This is a genomic window from Lysobacter sp. Soil_C_59, from assembly GCF_057656415.1.
The window spans coordinates 18,181-41,807 of record NZ_JBDGKK010000008.1 but is presented as its reverse complement, the minus strand read 5'-3'; the positions used below and the strand labels follow the sequence as shown (position 1 = coordinate 41,807).

The window sequence follows — 23,627 nt, the reverse complement described above, 5'->3', positions numbered from 1 at the left end:
GCGCCAGATGCCGCGTCGCATCCTCATCGTCTGCAAGGGAAACATCTGCCGCAGCCCCATGGCAGCGGCAATGCTCCGCCGACACGTGGCCGCAGCGGATATCCATTCGGCAGGGCTGGCCGCCATGGAAGGCAGCCCGATCGACCCCGCCGCCGAGCGGACATTGCTGGCGCACGGCATCAGCGCCAGCGAGCACATAGCGCGTCAGATCAACCGCGCCGAACTGGACAGTGCCGACCTGGTGCTGGCAATGGAAAAGCGCCAGGTGGCGGCACTGCTCGCGCTTTCACCAGCGTTGCGCGGCAGGGTATTGCTGCTCTCCCGCTGGTCCGGCGGCCGCGACATCGCCGATCCGTACGGCCGTTCGCAGGAGAAGTTCGATGCGGCCTATGCGCAGATCGATGCTGCGGTTGTCGAGTGGCGATCACGTCTGCGATAGACGCGGGTGTGATAGACGCGTGTGCGACACACGCGCGTGACTGTCTGTGATCGGGTCGAGATAACGCGCTTCATCGTTGTCGAGATCAAGTGAACCATTCATCCAACTGAATCTTCGCAAAGCGAACCTGAAGATTCGTTTTGGTAAATCGGCTTTCTTTCATCTCTCCGTCAACAACGCGCACCTAGATTCGACCCGGTACTGGCGCGGCGGATCGGCATAGGACGCTCCCACGCACGAAGATTTCCGCGCCAGAGCGATGTGGTTGTTGTGGGTGCGCATGCACACGGAATCAACACCCCGAGGCCCAACCCGAGGTGCGTGCATGAAGGATCCAAAGTTAGTTGCAGCCAGCGCCATCGCACTGGCCGTCACCCTCTTCGCGATCTTCTCCATGCGCCCCTGGGCGCGCCGGATGGGGCTTGTGGACAAGCCCAATGGGCGCAAGCACCACCGTGGCCACATCCCCCTCATCGGCGGTCTGTGCTTCTTCATCGGCACCCTGGTGGGCCTGAGCTACCTGGGCTACTTCGACGGTTTCGTGACCAGCCTGATGGCGGCGTCCGCGCTGATCGTCGTCGCCGGCGCGCTCGACGATGCCAGCGACCTGAGCGTGCGTGCGCGCTTGCTGGTGGAAGCCGGCGCGACCGGACTGGTGATCGCCATGTCCGGCTACTACGTCCACGACCTGGGGATGTTGTTCGGCGATGGCCGGCTCGGCCTCGGGATACTCGGGATCCCGTTCACGATCATTGCCGTGATCGGGCTGATCAACGCGTTCAACATGCTCGACGGCATCGATGGCCTGGCCGCGACGGTGGCGATGGTGAGCATCGGCGCGATCATGCTGTTCGACGACAGCCCGTGGTCCATGCCGGGCGTGGTGTTCCTGCTGCAGGTGCTGTTCTTCGCGCTGATCCCCTATCTGTTCGTCAACCTGGGCTGGCCCGACGGCCGCAAGATCTTCATGGGCGACGCCGGCAGCACCCTGATCGGGTTCCTGTTGGCCTGGAGCCTGATCTACATGAGCCACGAGCGCATCGAGCGGCTGGCGCCGGTGGACGTGCTGTGGTGCGTGGCCTTGCCGGTGATGGATACCGCCGCGGTCATGTACCGGCGCATGCGCATGGGCCGCTCGCCGTTCCGAGCCGATCGCCAGCACCTGCACCACCTGCTGCTCGATGCCGGGCTGAAGCCGCGCGCAGCGCTGCTGGCGATGCTTGGGATGAGCGGCCTGCTGGTGCTAGTCGGCTATGCACTACGCAACCTGCCGGAACCCGTGAGCCTGGTGGCGTTCTTCGCGGTCCTCGCCGCGCACGTCTGGGGCACGCCCATGCTGCTGGCCAAGGTCCGCGGCGTGTGGCCATCGCCGCTCCCCGGCAATGGCGTCGGACTGGTGATGGCCTTCGGCGGCAACGATCACGAGCCCATGTTCGTCACCGAGCTTGCGCGTTTTGACGAGGTCGATCACGCGTTCGCCAGTAGCAGCGATGACCTGCTGGGCGATCGCGGCACCGCCATCCCCGATGCCGCGCAGGCGGACGCGGCCGATCGGGATCCCGTACCGGTCAAGACACTTTGTGTGCTTGCCGATTCGCCCGATGCCGTCCATATCGCGCCGATTGCGCAGCAACTGGCGCGCGACGACCGGTTCGATTCGACGGTGTGCGTGACCGCGGTACCCGAGAACAATGCCAACCAGGTGCTGGGCCTGTTCGACCTGGTCGCCGACGTCGAGCTCGACGTTCCCCATGGCGAGGATCCCGCTGAGACGACGTCGAACGCCCTGGGCAGCATGCAGCGCATCATGAGCGAGTTCCAGCCCGACCTGGTGCTGGTACCCGGCGATACCGCGGCGACGCTGGCGGCGACGCTGGCCGCGCATTACCGCAACGTGCCGGTGGTGTGCATCGACAGCGGGCTGGCTGGGTTGCAGGCCGCCGGTGACGATCCGGGTCGGCGCATTGCCCGGTCACTTGCGGCCTTGCACGTGGCGCCAAGCACGACCACTGGACGACAGCTGGTCGCCGAAGGCGTGCCGGCCGAGCGTGTTCTGGTCACTGGCAACACCGCCATCGACACCCTTCGCGCGGCGCTGTCCCACCTGCGATGGGATGCCGATTGCCGCACCGACCTTCGACAGCGCTACGCCTTCCTGCGGCGCGGCCATCCGCTGCTGCTGATGCTGTGCGACGGCGTCGCCCGCGAGCACGTCGGACGCGTGGCGCAGGCCCTTCAGGAAGTGGCGACCGAACGACCGGACATCGACGTCGCATGCGCCGAATCGTGCGCATGGGGCGGAACGACGCCGCCGCCGCCGAACTTCCACTGGATCGACCAGCCCGACTACCTGGCTTCGGTGTACCTGCTGGAGCGCGCGCACCTGGCTTTCGTCCACCGCGACATCGAGGTCGAGGCCATGGCGATGGCGGTACCGCTGCTGGCGCTGCAGACCGATCGCGATCTCCAGGGCAACGGTCGCGTCCACCTGCTCGGCACCGATCCGACCTCGATCTGCAACAACCTGCTCCACCTGCTCGACCGCGAGCAACCTCTCACTCCGCCGGAGATCAACGCCGGTGGACTCGACGAAGGCGATGCGTGCCTGCGCATCGCCGATGCCTTGGCGGTCCTGCGTCCTGCAGCTTCCATTACAAGAACCCTGTCGCGGGACGCAGGTTCGCCAAACCACGCCGGCATGGGCAATGCCTGGGAGGCATCGTGATGCCCGGCATGGACACCCCCTTCCTCCGAAATGGTGACGACACATGGCTACCCATCTGATAACCAGGGCGGAAAGCGTCCATCCGGTGCCTGCCACCACGATGCGGGAAGACGACATCGACATCCCGACCCTGGTGACCACGCTCAACGACCACAAGTGGTCGATCCTGTTCGGCACCATGCTGTTCTTCGCCATCAGTGCGATCTACGTGCTGCTGGCGACACCGCAGTACGAGGCCAACGCGGTGGTCCAGGTCGAGAGCCGCCCGCCGACCGTTCCGGGCCTGAACGCCGGCAACGCGCCACAGGCGCCGCCGTCGATCGATGCGCCGGCCGCGACCGAGTCGCAGTTGCTGACGTCCCGGCGCGTGCTGGGCGAGGCGATGACGCGCCTGGACCTGGACCTTTCGGCCAAGCCCGTGCGCCTGCCCGTGATTGGTGACCTTGCGGCCCGCGCGCAGCAGCTGATGCAGCCCGACTCTGTGTCGCCGCCGCTGTTCGGCCTGGACCAGTACGGCTGGGGTGGCGAGAAGCTCACGCTGGGCCGTCTTGACCTGCCCGACACCATGATCGACATGCCGCTGCATCTCATAGCGGGCGATCGCGGTCGCTTCGCGTTGCTCGATCCCGATGGCAAGACCCTCTTGCAGGGCCGCGCCGGACAAGGCCCGGTCAGCGGCGGCGGCGTGACCATCGACGTCAAGGCGATCGCGGCCAATCCCGACACGCGCTTCGAGGTCAAACGCCTTAACCCTATGGCGATCATGGCCGACCTCAAGAGCAAGATCACCGTCACCGAGCAGGGCCGCAACTCCGGCGTGATCGCCCTGACCTACTCCAACTCCGATCCGGTCCGCGCCAAGCAGGTGCTCGAGGAAATCACGCAGGCCTATTCACGCCAGAACGTCGCGCGCAACTCCGCCGAAGCGGCCAAGCGACTGCAGTTCGTCACCGAGCAGCTACCCAACGTGCGCCGCGAACTGGCTGACGCGCAGGCTGCGCTCAACGACTTCCAGAGCCGCACCGGCACGCTCGATGTCGCGGTCCAGAACAAGGCCCTGCTCGACCAGAGCATCGCCCTGGATGCCAGCATCCAGCAGTTGCTGGTGCAGCGCGCCGACATCGCCAGCCGTTTCACCACGGCGCACCCGGTCTATGAATCGCTGCAGCGCCAGATCGGCCAGTTCCAGTCCGAGAAGGCCAGGCTGCTGTCGCGCCTGAGCCAACTGCCCGACACGCAGCAGGGCCTGTTCCGCCTGAACCGCGACGTCGAAGTGACCAACCAGACCTACGCCAACCTCCTCGACCAGGCCCAGCAGCTCAACATCGCCCGCGCCAGTGCGGTCGGCAACGCCCGCGTGATCGATTCGGCCGACGTCAACATGGACAGCCCGGCGTGGCCGAAGCCGCTGCTGGTCGTCGCCGGCGGCACCCTGCTCGGCGCGATGTTCATGATCGCCTTCGTGCTGCTGCGCCAGATGTTCAAGCGCGGCGTCGAGGATCCGGTCGATATCGAACTGCTCGGCCTGCCGGTGTACGCCTCGATTCCCTTCAGCGCCAAGGGCCACCAGATCGCCAACCGCCCGCGCCGCTTCCGTCGCGACGGCCAGCGCCTGCTGGCGCTGCGCTCGCCGACCGACCTGGCGATGGAGGCGTTGCGCACGCTGCGCACCAGCCTGCACTTCGCCCGGCTGGAGATGAAGAACAACATGCTGATGATCACCGCGCCGAGCCCGGGCGTCGGCAAGACCTTCGTCTGCGCGAACCTGGCCGTGACCATCGCCCAGGCCGGGCAGACAGTGCTGCTGATCGACGCCGACATGCGCCGCGGCGCCCTGCACCACGCCATCGGCGTGCGTTCGGAAGGCGGCCTGTCGGAACTGATCTCCGGCCAGATCGACCTGGAACAGGCGCTGCGCAAGGTGCCTGGCACCGACAACATGACCTTCATCTCGCGCGGCGCCGTGCCGCCCAATCCGTCGGAACTGCTGATGCATCCACGCTTCAGTTCCATGCTCGAGGAGCTGGCCGCCCTCTACGACGTGGTCATCATCGATACGCCGCCGGTGCTGGCGGTGACCGACGCGGCCCTGATCGGCCACCACGTCGGCACCTGCCTGATGGTCGTGCGCTGGGGCCACAACCAGCAGCGCGAGATCGCGATGGCCAAGCAGCGACTGGAGCAGAACGGCGTCGATGTCCGCGGCGCAATCTTCAACGCGGTCCAGAAGAGCGGCTCCGGCCAGTACACGTACAGCTATTACGACTACCAGCCGTTGCGCAACCCGACGGCGGCGAGGTGACCTGATGAGCAATCAGATGAGTACGCAGATCACCATGTCGCCCTACTACGGCACGCCCGATTTCTCGCCGCTGGCTTCGCCGGCAGCCTCGCCGCCGGTCGACCTGGTGTCGGTCGCCGACCTGCTGCGCAACGCCTTCGTCTATCCGCCGTTCTCCATCCTGCAGGGGGTGCGGCTGGTGACATTCGGCTTCTGCCCGCGCGACGACATGCATCAGGCGCCGGAATTCCGCTTCAAGTTCCGCAATGCCGGCGAGGTCCCCGAGGAACCAAGTTCGCACCAGGACTGGGTGGGCGGCTACCACCGCCTGCTGTGCGATGCGGTCCAGCGCAGCTGCGCCGGCATGCATGCGCCGTGGCTGTTGCAAAGCGGAGGCAAGGATTCGACGACACTGGCCATCGCCATCGCCGAGGCCCGCCCCGACACCACCTGCATCACCTACCTGGGCGGTAGCGAGGAGAACGAAGTCGATTCGGCGGCGAAGGTCGCGCGCACGCTTGGCCTGCGCCACGAGTCGCTGGTGTGCGATCCGGGGCGTGCCTACGACCGCTACCTGGCGGTGGTCGACCGCATGCCGTTACTCACGGCGGACTTCGCCCTGCTCTCGTGCGTCGACCTGGGCACCGAAGTGGCCGCGAAGGGAGGCGACGGCGTCATCGACGGGCTCGGCGCCGACAGCTACTTCGGCACCCCGATGAGCCGTCGCCAGCACATCCTGGCCCGGCTCGCCCGCGACCTGAACCTGTCGCCACGGGTGGCCGAACTGCCACTGGTGGACCGCAGCTTCCGCCTTTGCTACCTGCTCAGCACCTTGCAGATGAACCCGATCGAGCGGGTGTTCCCGGGATCGCGCTTCAGCGACGAGGAAGTCGACGAACTGTTTGGCCGCGACATCGCACGGCAGTCGCGACAGCGCCTGGACCTGTTCCTCGACGAAATCGGATCGGCGACGAGCCCGGCCGAATGGCGCGACATGTCGACCTCGATCGCGGGCTCGGCCGGCGCCTTCGCCAAGGGCCTGTACACCGCCAGCGCACTGTCGCTGCAGGCGGCTTACCCGTTCTGTGACCTCACCCTGCGCGAGTGGATCCATCGCGAGGTTCCGCGCTACGAGAAGGTCGATCCGAAGACCCAGATGAACAAGCTGCTGATCCGGCAGCACATCGCCACCCGCTTCGGCGACCTCCCGTACGTGCAGAGCAAGGGCAGTTTCCGTTTCGACCTTCGCGGCCTGGCGCAGCAGCGCTTCGAGCATGTGTACGAGTTCGCCCAGCGAGCCCGCGACATCCTGCCGGGCGCCGGAATCTGGCTGGACCGCAACCGCAAGCGCCTCGACAACAAGTACCACGCCTCCAAGTTCTACCTGCTGGCCATCGTGCTGCCGTGGCTGGAATCGAGGCGGAAGGCGGCACTGGATGCCACGGCGGACGGGCATGCAGCAGCGCACTGACGTGGATCCTGCGCGACGGAGACTGCTGCGAAATTGCATGCTGACGCTGCTGGCGGTGCCGCTGGCGAGCCTGGCGGCGGATGCAACGGTCCGCGCACGTGGCCCGGCACGTGTCGACGTGCGCGCCCATGGCGCCCTCGGCAACGGCACGCACGACGACACGGACGCGTTCCAGTCCGCCATCGACGCGCTCCCGGCCAGTGGCGGCACCGTGCAGGTACCCGCAGGCGACTACCTGATCGATCCGGTACGCAGCGTGCGCCTGCGAAACCGGATGCACCTGCAACTGGCCGCGGGCGCGCGCCTCATCGCCAGGGCCAATGCCGTCGAGCGTGCCTACGTGCTGAACGTTCAAGGCGTCAGCGATGTCGAGATCTCCGGCGGCCGCATCATCGGCGAGCGCGATTCGCACCTGGGCAGCACCGGCGAATGGGGTCACGGCATCATGATCCGCGGCGCGTCGAAGGTGACGGTGCACGACCTGCACGTTTCGCATTGTTGGGGCGACGGCATCTCGATCGGCGGTTCCAAGCTCGACGGCGCCGTGGTGCCCAGCCGCGACGTCGTGATCGCCCGCGTGCAATGTGTCGGCAACCGGCGCCAGGGCCTGACCATCGGGCGCTCGCGCCAGGTCCGCGTGTACGACTCGAGCTTCACCGACACCGGCGGCACGCTGCCCGGCTGCGGCATCGACGTGGAACCTGATGCCGGCGACATCGCCAGCGACGTGGTCATCGCCAATTGCCAGGTGTTGAGGAACCGGGGCGCCGGCATCCAGCTGTTCAAGCGCGCGTCCAACGTCACGATCCGCGACTGCACGATCGAGGCCAACCGTGGCCATGGCGTGCTGGCGGTAGCGGCCGAGGATTGCGTCATCACCGGCAACCAGATCCGGCAGAACGGGCTGGGTGGCATCGGACTGCGCCCGGGCACGCGCAACGTCAGCGTCAACGACAACGAGTTCGCGCACAATGGCCCCGCGTACAGCGCCAAGGCGAAGAAGCCGCTCGCGCGCAACAGGCATGTGTCGATCGCGGAAAAGACGCAATCGATTCAGGTTGGCGACGACAATCGCTACAGCAACTGATCGCCCGTTCTCGCGCATTCGCCGCGACAGGTACATGAATGAATCCGCAGTCATGAAGTTGAATGCGGATCAACATGAACGAGCTGGGCCAATTTCCTTGCGCCCGCGCACAGTTACGGCAATCGGCAACTGCAGTTAAGCATCGCTGCGCTAGATTCGCGCAAGTCACGAAAATGATCGTGACGTGACGAATCGGCAGATCCATCGCCGGCCACTCATCGAATAAAGGCCGGACAGGGGCTGGCCCAGGAACCCCAACTACGTGAACGACAGAAGACTAAAGCGCGCTGCGCGCTCCTCCACCGACCTTGGCCACAATGGCCGTCGAGAATTCCTCCGCCGCTCCTTCTTTGCCGCAGTGCCAGGCGTATTGACCGCCACCGGCATGTCGCGGGCGCTGGCGGCTACCGGCACCGACGCAACCGCCGCCTACAGCCCGCCCGTGCGCGCCCGTGGCTCGGCCGTGCTCAACGTCCGCAATCGCGGCGCCTACGGCGACGGCATCCATGACGACACCACCGCCATCCAGGCGGCGATCGATGCGCTTCCGTCCGACGGTGGCACGATCCTGATCCCGGCCGGCACTTACGTCATCGATCCGACCCGCAACCTGCGCCTGCGCAGCCGCATGCACCTGCAGCTCGCCGACGGCGCCATCCTGGCGGCCAAGCGCAACAGCGCCGAACGCGCCTATGTGGTCATGGTCTACAAGGTCAGTGACGTCGAGATCTCGGGCGGCCAGATCATCGGTGACCGCGAAAACCATCTGGGCACGACCGGCGAATGGGGCCACGCGATCATGGTCCGCGGCTCCTCGCGCGTCACCATCCGCGACATCCACCTGTCCAAGTGCTGGGGCGATGGCATCTCCATCGGCGGCGCAATGGTCACCGGCAAGCCGACCATTCCCTCGCAGGGCGTGGTCATCGCCAATGTCGTGTCCACGGGCAACCGCCGCCAGGGCCTGTCGATCGGCCGCTCCAGCGAGATCAAGGTCTACGACTCGGAGTTCAGCAACAACAGCGGCGTCGCACCGGGTTGCGGCATCGACATCGAACCCGATGCCGACGATGCGGGCACCACCACCACCGTGCACATCGAGAACTGCCTGGTCCGCAAGAACCAGGGCAACGGCATCCAGGTCTACAAGCGCGTCACGGGTGTCACCATCAAGAACTGCACCATCGAGTACAACGGCGGTTACGGCATCCTGACGATCGCTCCGGTGAGCGGATACATCGCCCAGAACAAGTTCCAGCACAACTATCTGATGGGCGTGATGCTGCGTTCAGCCACCAAGTCCTACCAGGTCAGCGGCAATACCTTCCGCAACAACCACACCCGCATGCACGGCGTGAACACCGCGACCAACCCGCTGGTGTCGGTGACCGGCCTGGTCGGCGGAAACAACGGCAACGGCGCCCACATCCAGGCCACCACAGACTGCGTCGACCTGCGCGTGACAACGAACCAGTACGCCAAGTAACCGAGCCGAAATGTTCGTCATGGAACGGCCGACAATGTCGGCCGTTCCTTTTTTCAGGCAAAAATGGACCCTGTTCTGCCACTTTTTGCATGCGCCGCCCCGGTTTCGTTCATGCGGCGATGTGGAAAGTGATTGCATCGTTTACGGCCTGGTAAGGGGGCATCGATACACTCCAGATCCCCCTATCGAACAGTGCCCGCTGCATCGCGAACAAAGAATGCACTGCGATGTACGGCGCTCCGCTTGCCGATGCGTATCGTCTTCTTCGCCAACACCGACTGGTATCTGTACAACTTCCGATTGTCGACCGCGCTGCAGCTCAAGGCGCACGGTGCCGATGTCGTGATGGTCTCGCCGCCAGGCGAGTTCGGCGAACGATTCGATCAGCATGGGATCCCCTGGTGCCAGCTGTCCATGGACCGGGCCAGCCTGAATCCCCTTCGCGAGATGCACACGCTGCGCGAGCTGGTGACGGTGTTGCGCGCGCACAAGCCCGACCTGCTGCACAACTTCACGGTCAAGTGCGCGGTCTATGGCGCTCTTGCCGCACGTGTCGCGCGCGTCCCGGCGGTGGTCAACGCAGTGGCCGGCATGGGTTATGTGTTCGCCAGCGAAAGTGCCAAGGCGCGCATGCTGCGGCCTGTGGTCAGCATGCTGATGCGGGCAACGCTCGGCCATGGCCATTCGCGCGTGATCCTGCAGAACCCCGACGATGCCCAGGCGCTTACCGACGCGCGCCTGGTTCCCGGCAGCAAGATCCGTTTGATCAGGAGCTCCGGCGTCGATACCGAGCGCTTCCAGCCCTGCCCTCGCGCCGACGCCACGCAGCCGCTGCGCGTGCTTCTGGCCGCGCGCCTGTTGCGCGAGAAGGGTGTGGCCGAGTTCGCCGAGGCATCCAGGCTGCTGCGGGAGCAAGGGCGCAGGATCGAGTTCCTGCTCGCCGGCACGCCCGATCCCGGCAACCCCAGTTCGATCACGCGTGAAGAAGCGCAGGCCTGGCATGACCAGGGCCTTCTGAAGTGGCTGGGCCATGTCGAGGACATGCCGGGACTGCTCTCCTCCGTGGACGTGATGGCCCTGCCGAGCTACTACCGCGAAGGCGTGCCGCGTTGCCTGATCGAAGGCGCCGCTGCCGGACTCGCGCTGATCACCACCGACCTGCCGGGTTGCCGCGAGGTCGTCACCCGCGATGGCGAGGATGGATTGCGAGTGCCTGCGCGTGATGCGGCCGCCCTGGCCAACCTTCTGGCGCGGCTCGATGACGACCGCACCTTGCTCGCCGCGCTGGGTGCCAGCGCCCGCGAGCGCGCTTTGCGCCACTTCGACGAGCGCCTGGTCATCCGGCGCACGCTCGATGTGTACGAGGAACTGCTTACCGTGCCGCTGCAGGCGCGCGCCACCGTAACGGGATGAAGACAATGGTCGCGCACGGCTGGCGCCCGGCCGCAATGGCGATTTCCCTGCTCTGGCTGGCGACGCTGGCCGGCGCGGTGATGGTGTTCCTCGCCCAGGTCGTGCTTGCGCGGCGCCTTGGCCCGGCCGAGTACGGTCTGTTTGCGTCATCGCTGGCGACGGTGACGATGATCGCGCCGCTGGCGGGATTCGGACTCTCGCAGTTCCGCCTCAAGGCCTATGGCAGCGAAGGCTGGGCCGCGGATCGCTGGCTTCGTCCGGCCCTGCGTTTCTCCATGGTCACCACGGCCCTGGCCATCGCCGGCGTGGTGGCATGGGCGTTGTGGGGCAATCCGGTCGACGCGGATACGCGCACGGCCCTGCTGCTGCTCGCGCCGGTCATCATCGGCGTGTTCGCGGTGGACCTGGTCGGCAGCAAGCTGCGCCTTGAGGAGCGCCACCGCGCCCTTGCCGGCTGGCAACTGCTGATGCCGTCCGGCCGCCTGGCAGTCGCATTGCTGGCGGTCGGCATCGCCGGCATCGACGCGCGCGAGGTCGCGCTCGGCTACGGCCTGGTGGCGTTGCTGATCGCAGCGACGGCGATGCCGCAACTGGCGGCGATGAAGCGTGGCGAGATGAAACTCACCGGCCACGGGCCGCGCCAGGCGTCGGCGACATCCATGGCCACACCTGGCGCATGGCAACTGTGGTCGCAGGCCTGGGCCTACGGCGTCGCCGCGGCGCTGTACCCGGTGTTCTTCCAGGTCAGCACGGTGCTGCTGAAGTACCTCGATGGCAACGCGCAGGCCGGCCATTACGGTGTCGCCCTGGCGGTCATGTCGGCGCTGTACCTGTTCCCCGCGACGGTCTACCAGAAGTTCCTGCTGTCGCGGCTGCACCGCTGGGCCGTGCACGACAAGCCGCAGTTCTGGCGCGTCTACCGGCTGGGCAACCTGGCGATGCTGGCCATGGGCCTGGTCACCGGCCTGGCGCTGTGGCTACTGTCGCCACTGCTGGTGCCGCTCGCGTTTGGCCCGGCCTATGGCGATGTCGCGGTGCTGCTGGGCATTCTTGCGATCTGCGCGCCGATCCGGTTCCTCTCGACCTCGGTCGGCTCGGCACTGCTCACCGAAAGCCACATGCGCTACCGCGTGCTGGCAATGCTGGCGGCGACTGTCGTCGCTGTAGCCCTGACCTGCCTGATGATCCCGCGCCTTGGCGCGGTCGGCGCGGCCTGGGCCACTGTCGTGGCCGAAGCCACGCTGCTGTTGCTGATGTTCCTGGGCGTGCGACGGATCAAGCGGCCGGAGGCCGGCGCATGACGACGGACGCGCTTCGGGTCGGGTTTACCGGCTACTACGGCATGCGCAACTTCGGCGACGATCTGTTCGGCGTCCTGTGCAGCACCGCCTCGCGACTGTACTGGAACGCGGAACCGACCCTGGTCGGGCCCACGCTGGTGGACCTGGAAGGGGGCAGCACCTGGCCGCGACGCTTCCCGCTCGACCTCTACGGCGCCACGAGCGCGGCTGGCAAGTGCAGCAGGCTGCTTAGCTTCGTCCGCGGCGTGCACGGCAACGACGTGCTGGTAATGGGCGGCGGCTCGGTCATCACTGCGCGCGAGTCGTTCCGCAAACCTTTGATGCTCTGGGCCAATCGGCGCCGTGGACTGCAGCTCGCGGCGGTGGGCGTTTCCATAGGTCCTTTCGCCGATCGCGCCGACGAGGCGATCGTGGCCGAGTACGCCAGCCACTTCTCATACCTCTCGGTGCGCGACCGTCGCTCCTACGAGCTTGCACTCGACCTTGGGCTCGACCGCGTGACCCATCACGGCCGCGACCTGGCCGGGCTGCTGTCGCTGCTGGTCCCGACCCGTTCGGCCCGCGTCGGCATGCGCGCCGACCACGGCGGACCGCTGCACATTGGTATTGCACCCTGCCGTTACAGCCCGCGCCCCGACCACCCTGCCCCGACGATGGACGCATGGCAGGACGCCATGATCGAGGCACTCGCGACCATTGCGCTCCGCTCTCCGCTGCAGGTCGAGGTTTTCAGCCTCAACGGCCATCCTCACCATGGCGACCAGGCGCTCGCCGAAGACATCCAGTCGCGGCTGCGCGCGCGTGGCATCGATGCGGATCTGCGGCTGTACCGAGGCGATGACCCGCTCGCCATCGTCCGCGACATCTGCCGTTGCGACGCGTTCATCAGTGCGCGCCTTCATGGCGCGATTGTTGCCTACCTTTGCGGCGTGCCGTTCACGATCATCGACTACCACCCGAAGTGCCGGGATTTCGCCGACGACATCGGCCTTCCGCAGCAACTGCGTGTCAGCGGCCCGCAAGGCAGTGACGAAATCGCCACCGCGATCACGACGATGCTGAACGATCCCGATGCGCAACCGGCGCTTTCACCATCCGTATACGCGCAGGAGGCCCAGGACATATTCCAATGTGCACCTTGGTCAAGCAATCAACGGGCGCGGCCGGATCGAAGGGATGACCTTCGCTCGGGAAGCGCTCCGTCCATCAACGGGACGGTGTCATGAACCGCGAAGTCGCCTCTCCCTCCGTCGCGCCCATCTGCGTGATCGTGCCCTGTTATCGCTGCGGGGACACCATCGCCGAGGCGGTGGCTTCGATCGCCGCGCAGACGGTCGCACCGGCGCAGGTGCTGCTGGTGGACGACTTCAGCAATGACGGGACGCTCGAGCTGCTGCACTTCCTTTCCGCCAGCCACCCGCGCGGCTGGATCGAGGTCGTCGCCCTGCCCGACAACGGCGGTCCGTCGCGAGCACGCAATGCCGGCTGGCAGCGCGCCCGCCAGGAATACTTGGCCTTCCTGGATTCGGACGATACCTGGGCACCGACCAAGATCGAGCTGCAGATGCAGGCGCTGCGCGAGGATCCTGAAATCGCCCTGCTGGCGCATCCGATGAAGGTTCGCGATCGTGCCGAACCCGCGCCCGCATCGCCCCGCTCGGCACGGACATCGATCGTTCCGCGCGCGCGGTTGCTGCTGAGCAATCCGTTCCCGACGGCGTCGGTGGTGCTGCGCCGCGACCTGCCGTTCCGTTTCAACGAGGACTTCCGCCGGGTCGAGGACTTCCTGCTGTGGGGACAGATCGGCTTCTCCGGATTCCGCTGCGCCAAGCTCGACCAGACCCTGGCCTACTGGCACAAGGCCAACTACGGCGCCGGCGGCCTGAGTGAGGATCTCGCCGCGATGCATCGTGCAGGCCGCCAGGCGCGCCTGGAACTGCTGCGCCAGGGACTGGTCACGCTGCCGGAGCATCTGTTTGCCCGCTCATTCGGGCTGGTCCGCAAGGGCCGCCAGCGCCTGTTTGCAGCGGTGCGGCGATGGCGCGCACAGAGTGCCGCATCATGAACACGATCGACGGCCTGACCACCTTCCATGTTCGCCAGCACCGCGCGGCCGACACGGTCGGCGCGACCGTGCTGAGCGTGCTGCTGCTTGCAGCCGTGGCCGCGTTTGGTTGCTGGCTGGTCGGCACGCGCTCACCGGATATTGGCACCGACACGCTCACCTATGCCGGCTTCTTCGAAGCATTGGGCCGGGAATCGATCGAGACGCGCCTGGAACCGGGTTTCGTCTACCTGAGCATCGCATTGTGGAAGCTGGGCCTGGGCGTGACGGGCTACCAGACGGCGCTGTTCGCGTTGATGCTCGGCACCGTGGTGGTGTCCACCCGCCAGTACTTCCGTGCGCTCGGCGACGACCGCGGTTACCTGACCTTCCTCAGCGTGTCGCTGATGTTGCTGTTCGTGTCGCCGATGTTCGTCAACGCCTCGATCAACGCCGTGCGCCAGGGACTGGCGGCCCTGCTGGTGTTCACCGCGCTGCTGTCGTTCCAGCAGCGTCGCTGGGGCGCGTTCGCATTGTTCGGCCTGATTGCCAGCAGCCTGCACATGTCCTCGCTGCTGTACCTGGTGTTCGCGCCGGTGCTGCTGCTGGGGCCGCGCACGCAGAGGCTGGTCGCAGTAGCGGGCTTCATCCTGTACGTCAGCGGCGTGTCGATGGCGATGGTCAGGGCCGCCGTGCCGGCGCTGTACGAACTGGTGATGACCTACACCGAGAACAGCCACTACAAGTCCGGCGTGCGCATCGACTTCGCCGTGTTCTCGATCTTCTGGTATGCGCTTCCTCACGCGCTGTCGCCGCTGGTCAAGCCCGAGTTCCGGACGAAGATCCGCGACAGCACCGCCATCTACCTGGTCATGCTGCTGCCGTTCTTCGCCATTGGCTGGGGCTTCTTCTCCAACCGCTACCTGCTGCCGGCATGGCTGTCGGTGTCGCTGATCGTGGCCGCGGTGATCTGCCACAGCCGTCTTCCCGCGTTTCGCCACCCTCTGTTGCTGCGGTTTGGCCTGATGCTGTCGTGCGCGGTGTTCTACTACTACGTCAACAACGAGATCGTGATCTGACCGCATGTCGCAATCTCTGCAGAAACTCATCGTCGCCCTGACCTACCCCCCCGCCCTGAGCCTGTGCCTGATCTTCCTGGCACTGGGAATGTTGCTCCTGCGTCATCGTCGCGGCGCCTTGGTGGCCTTCGCCGTGGCGATGGCGTGGTCGGCGCTGTGGTCCATCCCGATGGCATCGGACTGGCTGCGCGGCCGCGTGGAGCAGCGCTATCCACCAGTCGCGGAGGCATCGCTGCCACGTGCGGACGCCATCGTCGTTCTTGGCGGCGGCATGCGCTACGGCTGGCTCGACCGCCCGGATGTCCGCGCCGAGGATCTCGAGAACAGCCGGCTGGCAGCAGGTGCGCGGGCATGGCTCGCGAACCGCGCGCCGATCGTGATCCTGTCGGGCGGCGGCGAGAACGGCGGCGAAGGCAGCAACGGCAGCGAAGCGCGGATGATGGCCACCGCCATCGAGCGCCTCGGCGTTCCGTCCTCGGCGCTGTTGCTGGAAGAGCGCAGCCACAACACGCGGGACAATGCCAGGTACACCGCGCAGATCCTCGAGCGACGTGAAGCCAGGAGCGTCCTGCTGGTGACGTCCTCGCTGCATATGCCGCGCGCGATGGAGCAGTTCCGAAGTGAAGGGATTGAAGCGATCGCAGTCTCGGTTCCCGAACGAGCGCGGCGGGTGACCTGGAAGCAGCGCTGGTTCCCATCGCGGAGCGCGCTGTGGCGCAGTGGGCGTGCGTTCAAGGAAATGGGCGGTTTGTTGATGGTTCGTATACAGAACTGAACCGCAACGCGCCGCGCTTTCGCCGTTCTGTTCTGTTGCGGTTGAACACACTGAACGCCGCCGCACCAGGCATTCGCATAATCACGCGTCATCGTCGACGCCGACATTAGGATCCCATTGTGTGGTTCGCAATGTATGCGCGTTGCGTGCTTTGTTTCTCCATGCGCTTGCCAACGACATGAGGGCCAGTCCTTGAACAGCATGATTGTTAGAAGCACGATCAAGAGAGTCGCGCTAGCCAGCTCCATCGCTTCGGCCGTGATTGTTTCCGCCGGTTGCGTGCCCGGCCAGCAGATGAGCCGGCAGTCATCGGGCGACATGCAGGTTGCAGGAGGCAGCGACGTGCGCATGGTGCCGATCACCGCCGAAACCGTGAGGCCGCAGCGAGCAGCGGTCCAGCTTCCGCAGGAACTGCTCAACTACCGCGCGGAGTCCTACAAGATCCATCCCGGTGACACCATCCTTGTCACGGTCTGGGACCACCCCGAGCTGACCAGCCCCGCCGGCAACCAGCAGCAGGCCGTCACCAACGGCCGTCTGGTGCAACCCGATGGGACGTTCTTCTATCCCTATGCAGGCAAGATCAACGTCACCGGCATGACCATCGAGGACCTGCGCAGCACACTGTCCAGTCGCCTCGCCCAGTACCTTCGCAATCCCCAGCTCGACATCAACGTGGTCGGCTATGGCAGTCGCGTCGCCGTGCAGGGCGCGTTCGAGGACACCGCGCCGCAGGAAGTGACCACCGTCCCGCTGACCCTGTCCCAGGCGGTCGGTCGCGCGCGCATCAATGTCGAACAGGCCGATCTGGCCGGCTTCGTGTTGACACGCGACGGTCGCGATTACCCGCTCGACCTCGACGCGCTCAATCGCGACGGCAAGGTTGCTCCAGACATTTTTCTCAAGCCTGGCGACCGCTTGTTCCTGCCGTTCAACGATCGCAAGGAAGTCTACGTCGTGGGCGAAGTGCTGCGTCCACAGGCGCTGACCTTCAAGACCACCGACATGTCGCTGACCCAGGCACTGGGTCGCACCGGCGGCCTCAACCCGGTCACGTCGAAGGGGGAAGCGGTCTATGTGATCCGCGGCATCGAACAGATGTCGCAGACGCCGGCCACCGTCTACCACCTCGACGCCAAGTCGCCGGCGGCATTCGCCTTGGGCAACAGCTTCTCGCTGCGCCCCGGCGACGTGGTCTGGGTCGGCCCGGCGGGTGTCACGCGCTGGAACCGCTTCCTGTCGCAGCTGCTGCCGCTGTCGGGCATCATCGCCAACGCCGCCGCGGCCGGGAACGATTTGGGCAACTGACCCACGGCCTGACAACGCGTCACCGACCTGAGGCGTCGGTGACGCGGCCGGCCTTGCAGGCCTGACCGCCAATCCGCAGGTGCGTTTGCGCCGCGCTTGCGGTATCACTGCGCGGTACTTCCTCCCTGGGAACGGTCATGGCCCCTGCCACCGCTGGCAACGCTTCGCGAGCCGGGTGGTTGCTGCTTGCCTCACTGGTGCTGTGCGGCTGTCACACCGTCGGCGAGCGTCCGTCCTCGTCGGCATCGAACGTCGACAGCGACCAGGCCATGCGTGGCCTGGAGACGGCCCACACCTGGTCGCGCCGCGCCGCGGCGATGGAAGGCGACAGCGCGACGGACGCGTGGACACGATGCGCACTCGGCGCGTATCCGGCACTGGCTGAGCGCGATACCGTGGTCGAGGCAGCAACGTTGGCCACGCACTGCACCGACGCCCTGCTCGCCCGTGTGCTGGCGCAGCGCAGCAGCGGCTGGGTCAGCGGACCGCAGACCATCGACGGCAATGAATTCGACATCGAGTTCCGGCAGCTGTCACCTTACCTGGATGGCCCGCTCAGGCTCACCCGCGCCAGCGAAGTACCGATGAGCCTGCTTGGCGGAGCGCGCATGCACCGAGCCGGGTTCGGTGTCCCGCTGGCCGTGCTGTCGCGTCGCTGCAATGATCGGCCGTTGTGCGAATTGCTGCCGCCGGAAGGCGTGTTCCGCAATGCAACCGCGTGGCTCGAGCCGGGCGACAGCGACAACGGTCGCCCGCGCCTGGTCATCGCCGACGCCGTGGCCCTCGACGCCCTGACCGTCGGCACGCAGCGCATCGCGCTTGCCTACGACACATCCGCCGGGTATGCCTCCGGCGCGCTCACTTCGAAACTGGATCGGCTGGCGATCTGGGGTCTGCTGGGTGGCGATGAAGTCGGCCGCCGCGCCGGCCTTTACCTGCTCGAGGACTACGATCCCGGCAAGCGTCCGCTGGTGATGATCCATGGGCTTGGCAGCAGCCCATTGACCTGGGCGCGCTTGTCAAACGCAGTATGGGGTGCGCCCGACCTTCGCGAGCGATTCCAGGTCTGGCACGTCGTCTACCAGACCAACGCGCCACTGCTTGTGATCCGTCGGCGCGTGCAGCGATACCTCGATGAGGCCTGGAACGTCCTCGACCCCGAAGGCGACGATGCAGCGCGCACGGGCATGGTGCTGGTCGGCCACAGCCTGGGCGGCGTCGTATCGCGGATGCTGTGCGTCGACAGCGGTGACGTTCTGTGGGATGCCGCCTTCGTGCTGCCGAAATCGGCGCTCAAAGGCGATGCGGAGGACATCGCCGGTGTCGACGAAGTCTTCCACTTCACGCCCTACCCGGGCATCTCGCGCGCGATCTTCATCTCGTCCCCGCACGGTGGCAGCCCCAGCGCGACACGATGGTACGGGCGCCTCGCGCGAGTGCTGATCGGCCGTCGCACACCGGAACTGCAATCGCTCAGGCGCATCGCGGAGGTCAACCCGGAGGCGGTGCAACCAGAACTGCGGCTGTTCTACCAGCAGGCGCGATTGAACAGCATCACCACGTTGCAGACGCAACAACCCGTTCGCGCCGCTGGCCAGGTGTTGATGCCGGCCAGCGGCATTGCCTACCACACCATCGCTGGCGCATTGCCTGGACGCAATCCGCCGACCGACGGCGTGGTACCGCTGGAAAGCGCGATCATCCCCGGGGCCGAATCGACGAAGGTGCTTCCGCTCGGCCATGACCTCCAGGAGAGCGACGAAGGCGTGGCCGAAGTGCTGCGCATCCTTCGCGCGTCTGCCGACGGCCACTGACCTGCGCCGAACGCAGCAAGGCCGGCGAGTTTCCCCGCCGGCCCTGCCAGACCCCCAACCTCGGCGACCCTACTTCGCAGGCGTGCTGCCCGGCGGGAACGACGCGAACATCTTGTCTACGCCGGCCTGCACCAGTGTGTTGGCCTTCTCCACCGAACTCGGGACGGTGGCCGAGGCGGTACCGCGCCAGACGGCCTGCTTGGTCTTGGTGTCGAACATGTCGACGACCAGCGTGCCCACGTCATACGTGCGCACCGTGGTCGAGGCACTGCCCATGCCCATGCCGCCCCAGCCCCAACCGCCCCATGCCGGGCCGTTGTAGAACGTGTCGATGCTCTGCTTCTGGGTCGTGGCGACATTGGCCACCAGGACGATGTCTGCCGAGGGTTCGGCCGCCTGGCGCCATCCGCGCGCCTGCAACTTTGCGTCCACGGCGGACACGATGCGTTGCTGGATCAGGGGCGAGTTGGCTTCGGGTTTCTTCAGCCACGCATAGGTCTGGTAGCTGCCGAACTGCGCGGCCGGATCATGATCGGTGGTCACCGTCGGCGAGGTCGCGCAACCGCCCAGCATCGTCGCCAGCAACATGCCCAGCGCAAGGTGTTTCATGGTCTTCTCCCGAGTGAGGCAATCGTTGGCTCGCCAAAGTACGGCGACGAACCACAGCCGTCCTGGCCCGCGACGGCTGCGGTGCTTACGTGGAACGGGAATTAGCCCCCAAGGGCGTGAACTGGATGTGAAACGTTGCCACCACGCGCAATGGCAGGCTGCATTGGCCTGCCATTGCGCGGACGTCCTGCGGGATCAGAACGAGATCGGAACGCGAGCGGTAAACGTCACGTCGGGCGTATCGCGTGTCACGCCGACGCCGAGTGCGACGTTGAGCGAAACCTTGTCGCTGAAGCGATAGGTGCCGCCCAGCAGCATCGTCCCCAGCGTCACCCGCACCGAACCCGGCGCCTCCCTGCCATTCTGTTCGGTCTTGCCGACCAGGCTTGTGTCGTAGCCGAGGCTGATCGACGCCTTCTCGTTCAACGCCAGGCCCATGCCGAGGTTGAAGCCCCAGATGTCGCCCGCCTTGACGTCACCCAGCAGCTCCTTGCCACTGAGCAGGACCGTGCGCGAGACGTTGTGGCGCTCGAAGTTGTACAGGTAGCTGATGCTTCCGAAGAACACCACCGGATCGGACGGGTACAGCCAGGTCACGCCCGGCTGCACGGCCTGGAAGCCGGTGCCTGTGGGCAGTTCAAGCGGAAGACCGGTGCCGGTCGCGTTGGAGACGCAGCGCGTCACGCAGTCGGTGACGACCTCGAAGATGTCCTTGCCGGTGCGGCTCTTGTAACGCAGCCAACCGATGTAGAACGCCTTGTCCGGGCCGCCCTTGTTGAGCTGGTAGCGTGCCGTCGCCTCGATGTCGCCCATGCCGCGACCGCTGGCATTGAAGACGTTGTCGACGGCCGTGCCGGTGAAGATCTCGCGGCTGACCGTGTCGGCATTGAGGTAGACGTACGGCACCTTCGCTTCGAGTTCGAAGCGGCCGCCGCCGAAGCCGTAACGGCCGGTGACGGTCGCCACGCCGGACGTGGTCTTGACCTGCCGGACGTCGATCAGGCCGATCAGGATCGCCGGTATGACGGTGAAGCCGACCAGCGCCACGCGATCATTGGCCGAGTAGCCATGTTGCAGTGACGGCTCGAGGATGAACTTTCCCGCCGGTGTCAGCACGCCGGGCTGGTCGAAGATCTGCGCCACTTCCGGCGGACGCGTCGAAGTCTCCGGCGCTTCGCCGACCGGCTGCTGGCGCTGTTGCTGCGACTGCTGCTGTTGCTGTTGCCGCGCCACCGGTTGCTGCTGTTGTGGTTGTTGCTGCTGCGGCTGCTGCGCCTGCGCCACCTGCGCCGGCTGCTGCTGTCCGGGCACCGGAACAAACGTCTGCTGCGCCAGCGACGGCACCATCCGGCTGGGCGTCGCACCTGCACCGCGCTCGCCCTCCAGTCGCTCTTCATCCAGTGCCCGCTGCAGGCTGGCGACGCTCTGTTCCTGCTGCGCCAGGCTCTGGCGCAACTCGCCAAGGCGCTGCGTCTGCTGGTTGATCTCGCGCTGCAGCGCGTCCAGGCGTGCTTCGGCGGCGGCCACTTCTTCCGGCGTTGCCGGAACCAGCGCCTGCTTCGGCGGTGTTGCCTGCACCGGTGCCACTGGCACAGGCGCTGCCTGCGAAGGCGCCGGTCGCACCGGTGCCGGCTGCGAAACTGCCACTGGCACCGGGGCCGTTTGGGGCACCGGCTTTGCTGCTGCAATGACGACGGGCACCGGTTTCGGCGCAGAGCTAACCGCTGCCGGGGCCGTCGCAGGCTTTGGCGCGGTGGTCTCCGGGGAGCTGGCAATCGAAGCCGCTGCGGCGGCAGCGGCCGCCAGGGCCGCGGTGGCGGAGCGGTCCGCAACGACGGTTTTGGCGCTGCGCGCGGGAGGCGACACGGGCGCGGGTGCGGCACTGGCCGGGGTCCCTGCGTCGGTCCGGTCTACTGGCTGCGACGGGTTCTGGGACGGGTTCTGGGCATTGGCGATGCCGGCCATGCTCAACAGCAGGCAGGGAGCAAGCATCAGGCGCTTGCGCGTTGGTGGCGTCCTTTTCATGCGGCCTCCTGTGGGGGGTCCTCGGATAGAACGCGGTCCGGCCGCCTTTCAGGGCGCCGGCACCAGGGCGGCAGTCTCAGGGGACCGATGTCATGGCGATGTCGCCGCGACCATGGCGCTCTGCAGGGCCTGCTGTGTATTGAGATCCTGGAATGCACTCAGGGTGTCTACGCCGACATTGACCGTGGTCAGGGCGCGAATGTCCTGGTCGTTGCGCGTGTTCTGGACCAGCAGGCCGTTGAAGCTGGCCGACGGCTCGAACGTGTTGCCTTCGCCGACCTGGATCACCTGGCCCTGGTTGAAGTCGGCCAGTTCCTGCGCCTGGGCCTGGGTCATGCGGCCGATGTCGGGAATGTTCACCCGCGTGGAGGCCAACAGTTCGCCATTGACGTACACCACGCGTTCGATGCCGAACGACAACGCCATGCCGTTTGCGGTCTGGAAACCGCCGCGCATGTCCTCCAGCAGGGCGGGATCGACCGCGACCCAATCCTTACCCAGCGAGCCGACTTCGGCAGCGCCGGCCGTCAGCGTGGCCGCGGCAGCGGCGACGAACGCGGCGGCCGCCAGGGAAACTCTCAGACGCAATGAAGGCGAGCGCATATGCCACCCCCTCAGATGTCGCCCGGCCGCTTGCGCGGCGTGACGATGTTGTAAAGGCTGTCGCGCGCGATGCCGGCATCCAGTGGCGCCGGAGGCGCGGTGCGCCAATCGCGGGCGAGATTGAATCCGGCGATCTCGCGCCGGTTGTGGATCACGAACAGGATCTTGTTGTCCCACAGCTCTTCGAACCTCGAGCGTGGCATCGCCCGCGTGCCGCGTGCGGGATCGCCCAACAGGATGCGACCGTTGCGCAATCCCTTGATCACGACAAAGTGCTTGTAGCCACGATCGTTGAGCAGCACGATCGCCGGCAAGCCTTCCTGGAAGAGTTTGTCCAGCGGCTGCTCGAAGCCATCGGCCTCGAACCCGCGCGACTGCAGGTAACGGCGCATGTCCAGCAGCGAGAAACCGCGCTGCTTGATCTTGGCCTGGTCGCCGCGCTCGTACATCTGCATGAACACCTCGGCCTCGGTGACCGGGATGCCGTACTGATACGTGAGCAGAGTGGCCGTGGCGGCCGATCCGCAGCTGAAGTCGTACTGCTGCGGCACGGTGGTCTGGAATCTCGCCTCCTTGAGGCTGACCACCTGCATGCGGTAAGGCGCGCCGTTGACGCGCACGTCCACCTTGCCGGCCTGGGCCAGGCCGGCCAACAGTATCCAGGCCGATGCCGCCATCAAAGCACGGCCCCGGATGGTGCGGACGCTCATGGAGTCGGGTCCGCGAACTGCACGTTCACGATCATTCCGTTCTGGATCAGCACGTTCGCGCCGGTGTTCTGGATGACGGTGTTGATGCCGTTGGAATTGACAAACGAACCGCCGCCCAGGGCATTGTTGCCGGTGACGACGCGGTTGGCTGTGTTGTCCTCGACGCGACCTTCCAGAAGGACATCGTTTTCAACGATGTCGGCGCCGCCACGCATGTCGGCCAGCGCTTCCAGATCGATCGATTGACCCATCGCACTGTCCTGGACGGGCACCTCGACGACGGGTTCGGCCGCGGGCGCGAACACCAGCGGATCGACAGATTCGCGGTAGTTGGTAGTGAGGTCCTGGGCAACCACCGAGCCCAATGACGACAGGCCGATCAGGCCCGTGATGCTTGCAAGAACAATGAAACGGGTCGGTCGCACGGTCATTCTCCTTTGCCATGCAGTCCCCGTTG

19 protein-coding genes are annotated in these 23,627 nt (G+C 66.2%); 14 read left to right on the top strand and 5 right to left on the bottom strand.

The window, feature by feature from the left end; translation table 11 throughout:
- The first annotated feature begins 7 nt into the window (after positions 1-7).
- The 14 genes from AC3A3Q_RS14505 (at position 8) to AC3A3Q_RS14440 (ending at position 19,223) form a co-directional block, all read left to right on the top strand.
- Positions 8-439, top strand: a complete 432-nt coding sequence (locus AC3A3Q_RS14505; protein WP_487586908.1) for a low molecular weight protein-tyrosine-phosphatase — start codon at positions 8-10, stop codon at positions 437-439.
- Positions 440-764: 325 nt separating this feature from the next.
- Positions 765-3,164, top strand: coding sequence for a UDP-N-acetylglucosamine 2-epimerase (locus AC3A3Q_RS14500; protein WP_487586907.1), 2,400 nt, complete (start codon positions 765-767; stop codon positions 3,162-3,164).
- Between the two features lie 43 nt (positions 3,165-3,207).
- A complete protein-coding gene (locus AC3A3Q_RS14495; protein ID WP_487586906.1) occupies positions 3,208-5,466 on the top strand; it encodes a polysaccharide biosynthesis tyrosine autokinase in 2,259 nt (752 codons plus the stop codon).
- 16 nt (positions 5,467-5,482) lie between these two features.
- Entirely contained in the window at positions 5,483-6,916 is a 1,434-nt protein-coding gene (locus tag AC3A3Q_RS14490; RefSeq protein WP_487586905.1) for an asparagine synthase-related protein, read from the top strand.
- A gap of 37 nt (positions 6,917-6,953) precedes the next feature.
- The gene (locus AC3A3Q_RS14485) at positions 6,954-8,003 is read left to right on the top strand and encodes a right-handed parallel beta-helix repeat-containing protein (RefSeq protein ID WP_487586904.1); all 1,050 of its coding nucleotides are present in this window, start codon (positions 6,954-6,956) and stop codon (positions 8,001-8,003) included.
- Positions 8,004-8,361: 358 nt separating this feature from the next.
- Positions 8,362-9,489 (top strand): right-handed parallel beta-helix repeat-containing protein, encoded by a 1,128-nt coding sequence (locus AC3A3Q_RS14480; protein WP_487586903.1) that lies wholly within the window; start codon positions 8,362-8,364, stop codon positions 9,487-9,489.
- 249 nt (positions 9,490-9,738) lie between these two features.
- Entirely contained in the window at positions 9,739-10,902 is a 1,164-nt protein-coding gene (locus tag AC3A3Q_RS14475) for a glycosyltransferase family 4 protein (protein WP_487586902.1), read from the top strand.
- Positions 10,899-12,203, top strand: a complete 1,305-nt coding sequence (locus tag AC3A3Q_RS14470) for a lipopolysaccharide biosynthesis protein (protein ID WP_487586901.1) — start codon at positions 10,899-10,901, stop codon at positions 12,201-12,203. Before AC3A3Q_RS14475 ends, AC3A3Q_RS14470 begins: the two co-directional genes overlap by 4 nt.
- Positions 12,200-13,429, top strand: a complete 1,230-nt coding sequence (locus AC3A3Q_RS14465; RefSeq protein WP_487586900.1) for a polysaccharide pyruvyl transferase family protein — start codon at positions 12,200-12,202, stop codon at positions 13,427-13,429. The genes AC3A3Q_RS14470 and AC3A3Q_RS14465 overlap by 4 nt, the downstream gene beginning before the upstream one ends.
- The gene (locus AC3A3Q_RS14460) at positions 13,426-14,268 is read left to right on the top strand and encodes a glycosyltransferase family 2 protein (RefSeq protein WP_487586899.1); all 843 of its coding nucleotides are present in this window, start codon (positions 13,426-13,428) and stop codon (positions 14,266-14,268) included. The genes AC3A3Q_RS14465 and AC3A3Q_RS14460 overlap by 4 nt, the downstream gene beginning before the upstream one ends.
- Positions 14,265-15,326 (top strand): EpsG family protein, encoded by a 1,062-nt coding sequence (locus AC3A3Q_RS14455; protein ID WP_487586898.1) that lies wholly within the window; start codon positions 14,265-14,267, stop codon positions 15,324-15,326. The genes AC3A3Q_RS14460 and AC3A3Q_RS14455 overlap by 4 nt, the downstream gene beginning before the upstream one ends.
- A gap of 4 nt (positions 15,327-15,330) precedes the next feature.
- Positions 15,331-16,101 (top strand): YdcF family protein, encoded by a 771-nt coding sequence (locus tag AC3A3Q_RS14450; protein ID WP_487586897.1) that lies wholly within the window; start codon positions 15,331-15,333, stop codon positions 16,099-16,101.
- 201 nt (positions 16,102-16,302) lie between these two features.
- Entirely contained in the window at positions 16,303-17,409 is a 1,107-nt protein-coding gene (locus AC3A3Q_RS14445; RefSeq protein ID WP_487587045.1) for a polysaccharide biosynthesis/export family protein, read from the top strand.
- A 137-nt stretch (positions 17,410-17,546) separates the two neighbouring features.
- Positions 17,547-19,223 (top strand): esterase/lipase family protein, encoded by a 1,677-nt coding sequence (locus AC3A3Q_RS14440; protein WP_487586896.1) that lies wholly within the window; start codon positions 17,547-17,549, stop codon positions 19,221-19,223.
- Between the two features lie 69 nt (positions 19,224-19,292).
- On the opposite strand, the gene AC3A3Q_RS14435 is transcribed toward AC3A3Q_RS14440, so the two are convergent.
- The 5 genes from AC3A3Q_RS14435 to AC3A3Q_RS14415 form a co-directional block, all read right to left on the bottom strand.
- Positions 19,293-19,832, bottom strand: a complete 540-nt coding sequence (locus AC3A3Q_RS14435; protein WP_487586895.1) for a DUF4136 domain-containing protein — start codon at positions 19,830-19,832, stop codon at positions 19,293-19,295.
- 195 nt (positions 19,833-20,027) lie between these two features.
- Positions 20,028-21,485: a transporter gene (locus AC3A3Q_RS14430; protein ID WP_487586894.1), complete on the bottom strand. Its 1,458-nt coding sequence runs from the start codon at positions 21,483-21,485 to the stop codon at positions 20,028-20,030.
- Between the two features lie 462 nt (positions 21,486-21,947).
- Positions 21,948-22,460 (bottom strand): hypothetical protein, encoded by a 513-nt coding sequence (locus tag AC3A3Q_RS14425; RefSeq protein WP_487586893.1) that lies wholly within the window; start codon positions 22,458-22,460, stop codon positions 21,948-21,950.
- A gap of 11 nt (positions 22,461-22,471) precedes the next feature.
- Positions 22,472-23,170: a C39 family peptidase gene (locus AC3A3Q_RS14420; protein WP_487584207.1), complete on the bottom strand. Its 699-nt coding sequence runs from the start codon at positions 23,168-23,170 to the stop codon at positions 22,472-22,474.
- Complete coding sequence (locus AC3A3Q_RS14415; protein ID WP_487586892.1) at positions 23,167-23,595, bottom strand: hypothetical protein; 429 nt, start codon at positions 23,593-23,595, stop codon at positions 23,167-23,169. The genes AC3A3Q_RS14420 and AC3A3Q_RS14415 overlap by 4 nt, the downstream gene beginning before the upstream one ends.
- Between the last annotated feature and the right edge of the window lie 32 nt (positions 23,596-23,627).

What these genes read in the sequence shown, in the direction of transcription:
- AC3A3Q_RS14425 (WP_487586893.1), bottom strand. Translation starts at nt 22,460, where the DNA reads ATGCGCTCGCCTTCATTGCGTCTGAGAGTTTCCCTGGCGGCCGCCGCG.
- AC3A3Q_RS14435 (WP_487586895.1), bottom strand. Translation starts at nt 19,832, where the DNA reads ATGAAACACCTTGCGCTGGGCATGTTGCTGGCGACGATGCTGGGCGGT.
- AC3A3Q_RS14465 (WP_487586900.1), top strand. Translation starts at nt 12,200, where the DNA reads ATGACGACGGACGCGCTTCGGGTCGGGTTTACCGGCTACTACGGCATG.
- AC3A3Q_RS14485 (WP_487586904.1), top strand. Translation starts at nt 6,954, where the DNA reads ATGCTGACGCTGCTGGCGGTGCCGCTGGCGAGCCTGGCGGCGGATGCA.
- AC3A3Q_RS14470 (WP_487586901.1), top strand. Translation starts at nt 10,899, where the DNA reads ATGAAGACAATGGTCGCGCACGGCTGGCGCCCGGCCGCAATGGCGATT.
- AC3A3Q_RS14505 (WP_487586908.1), top strand. Translation starts at nt 8, where the DNA reads ATGCCGCGTCGCATCCTCATCGTCTGCAAGGGAAACATCTGCCGCAGC.
- AC3A3Q_RS14495 (WP_487586906.1), top strand. Translation starts at nt 3,208, where the DNA reads ATGGCTACCCATCTGATAACCAGGGCGGAAAGCGTCCATCCGGTGCCT.
- AC3A3Q_RS14500 (WP_487586907.1), top strand. Translation starts at nt 765, where the DNA reads ATGAAGGATCCAAAGTTAGTTGCAGCCAGCGCCATCGCACTGGCCGTC.
- AC3A3Q_RS14460 (WP_487586899.1), top strand. Translation starts at nt 13,426, where the DNA reads ATGAACCGCGAAGTCGCCTCTCCCTCCGTCGCGCCCATCTGCGTGATC.
- AC3A3Q_RS14455 (WP_487586898.1), top strand. Translation starts at nt 14,265, where the DNA reads ATGAACACGATCGACGGCCTGACCACCTTCCATGTTCGCCAGCACCGC.
- AC3A3Q_RS14490 (WP_487586905.1), top strand. Translation starts at nt 5,483, where the DNA reads ATGAGTACGCAGATCACCATGTCGCCCTACTACGGCACGCCCGATTTC.
- AC3A3Q_RS14440 (WP_487586896.1), top strand. Translation starts at nt 17,547, where the DNA reads ATGGCCCCTGCCACCGCTGGCAACGCTTCGCGAGCCGGGTGGTTGCTG.
- AC3A3Q_RS14420 (WP_487584207.1), bottom strand. Translation starts at nt 23,170, where the DNA reads ATGAGCGTCCGCACCATCCGGGGCCGTGCTTTGATGGCGGCATCGGCC.
- AC3A3Q_RS14450 (WP_487586897.1), top strand. Translation starts at nt 15,331, where the DNA reads ATGTCGCAATCTCTGCAGAAACTCATCGTCGCCCTGACCTACCCCCCC.
- AC3A3Q_RS14445 (WP_487587045.1), top strand. Translation starts at nt 16,303, where the DNA reads ATGATTGTTAGAAGCACGATCAAGAGAGTCGCGCTAGCCAGCTCCATC.
- AC3A3Q_RS14475 (WP_487586902.1), top strand. Translation starts at nt 9,739, where the DNA reads ATGCGTATCGTCTTCTTCGCCAACACCGACTGGTATCTGTACAACTTC.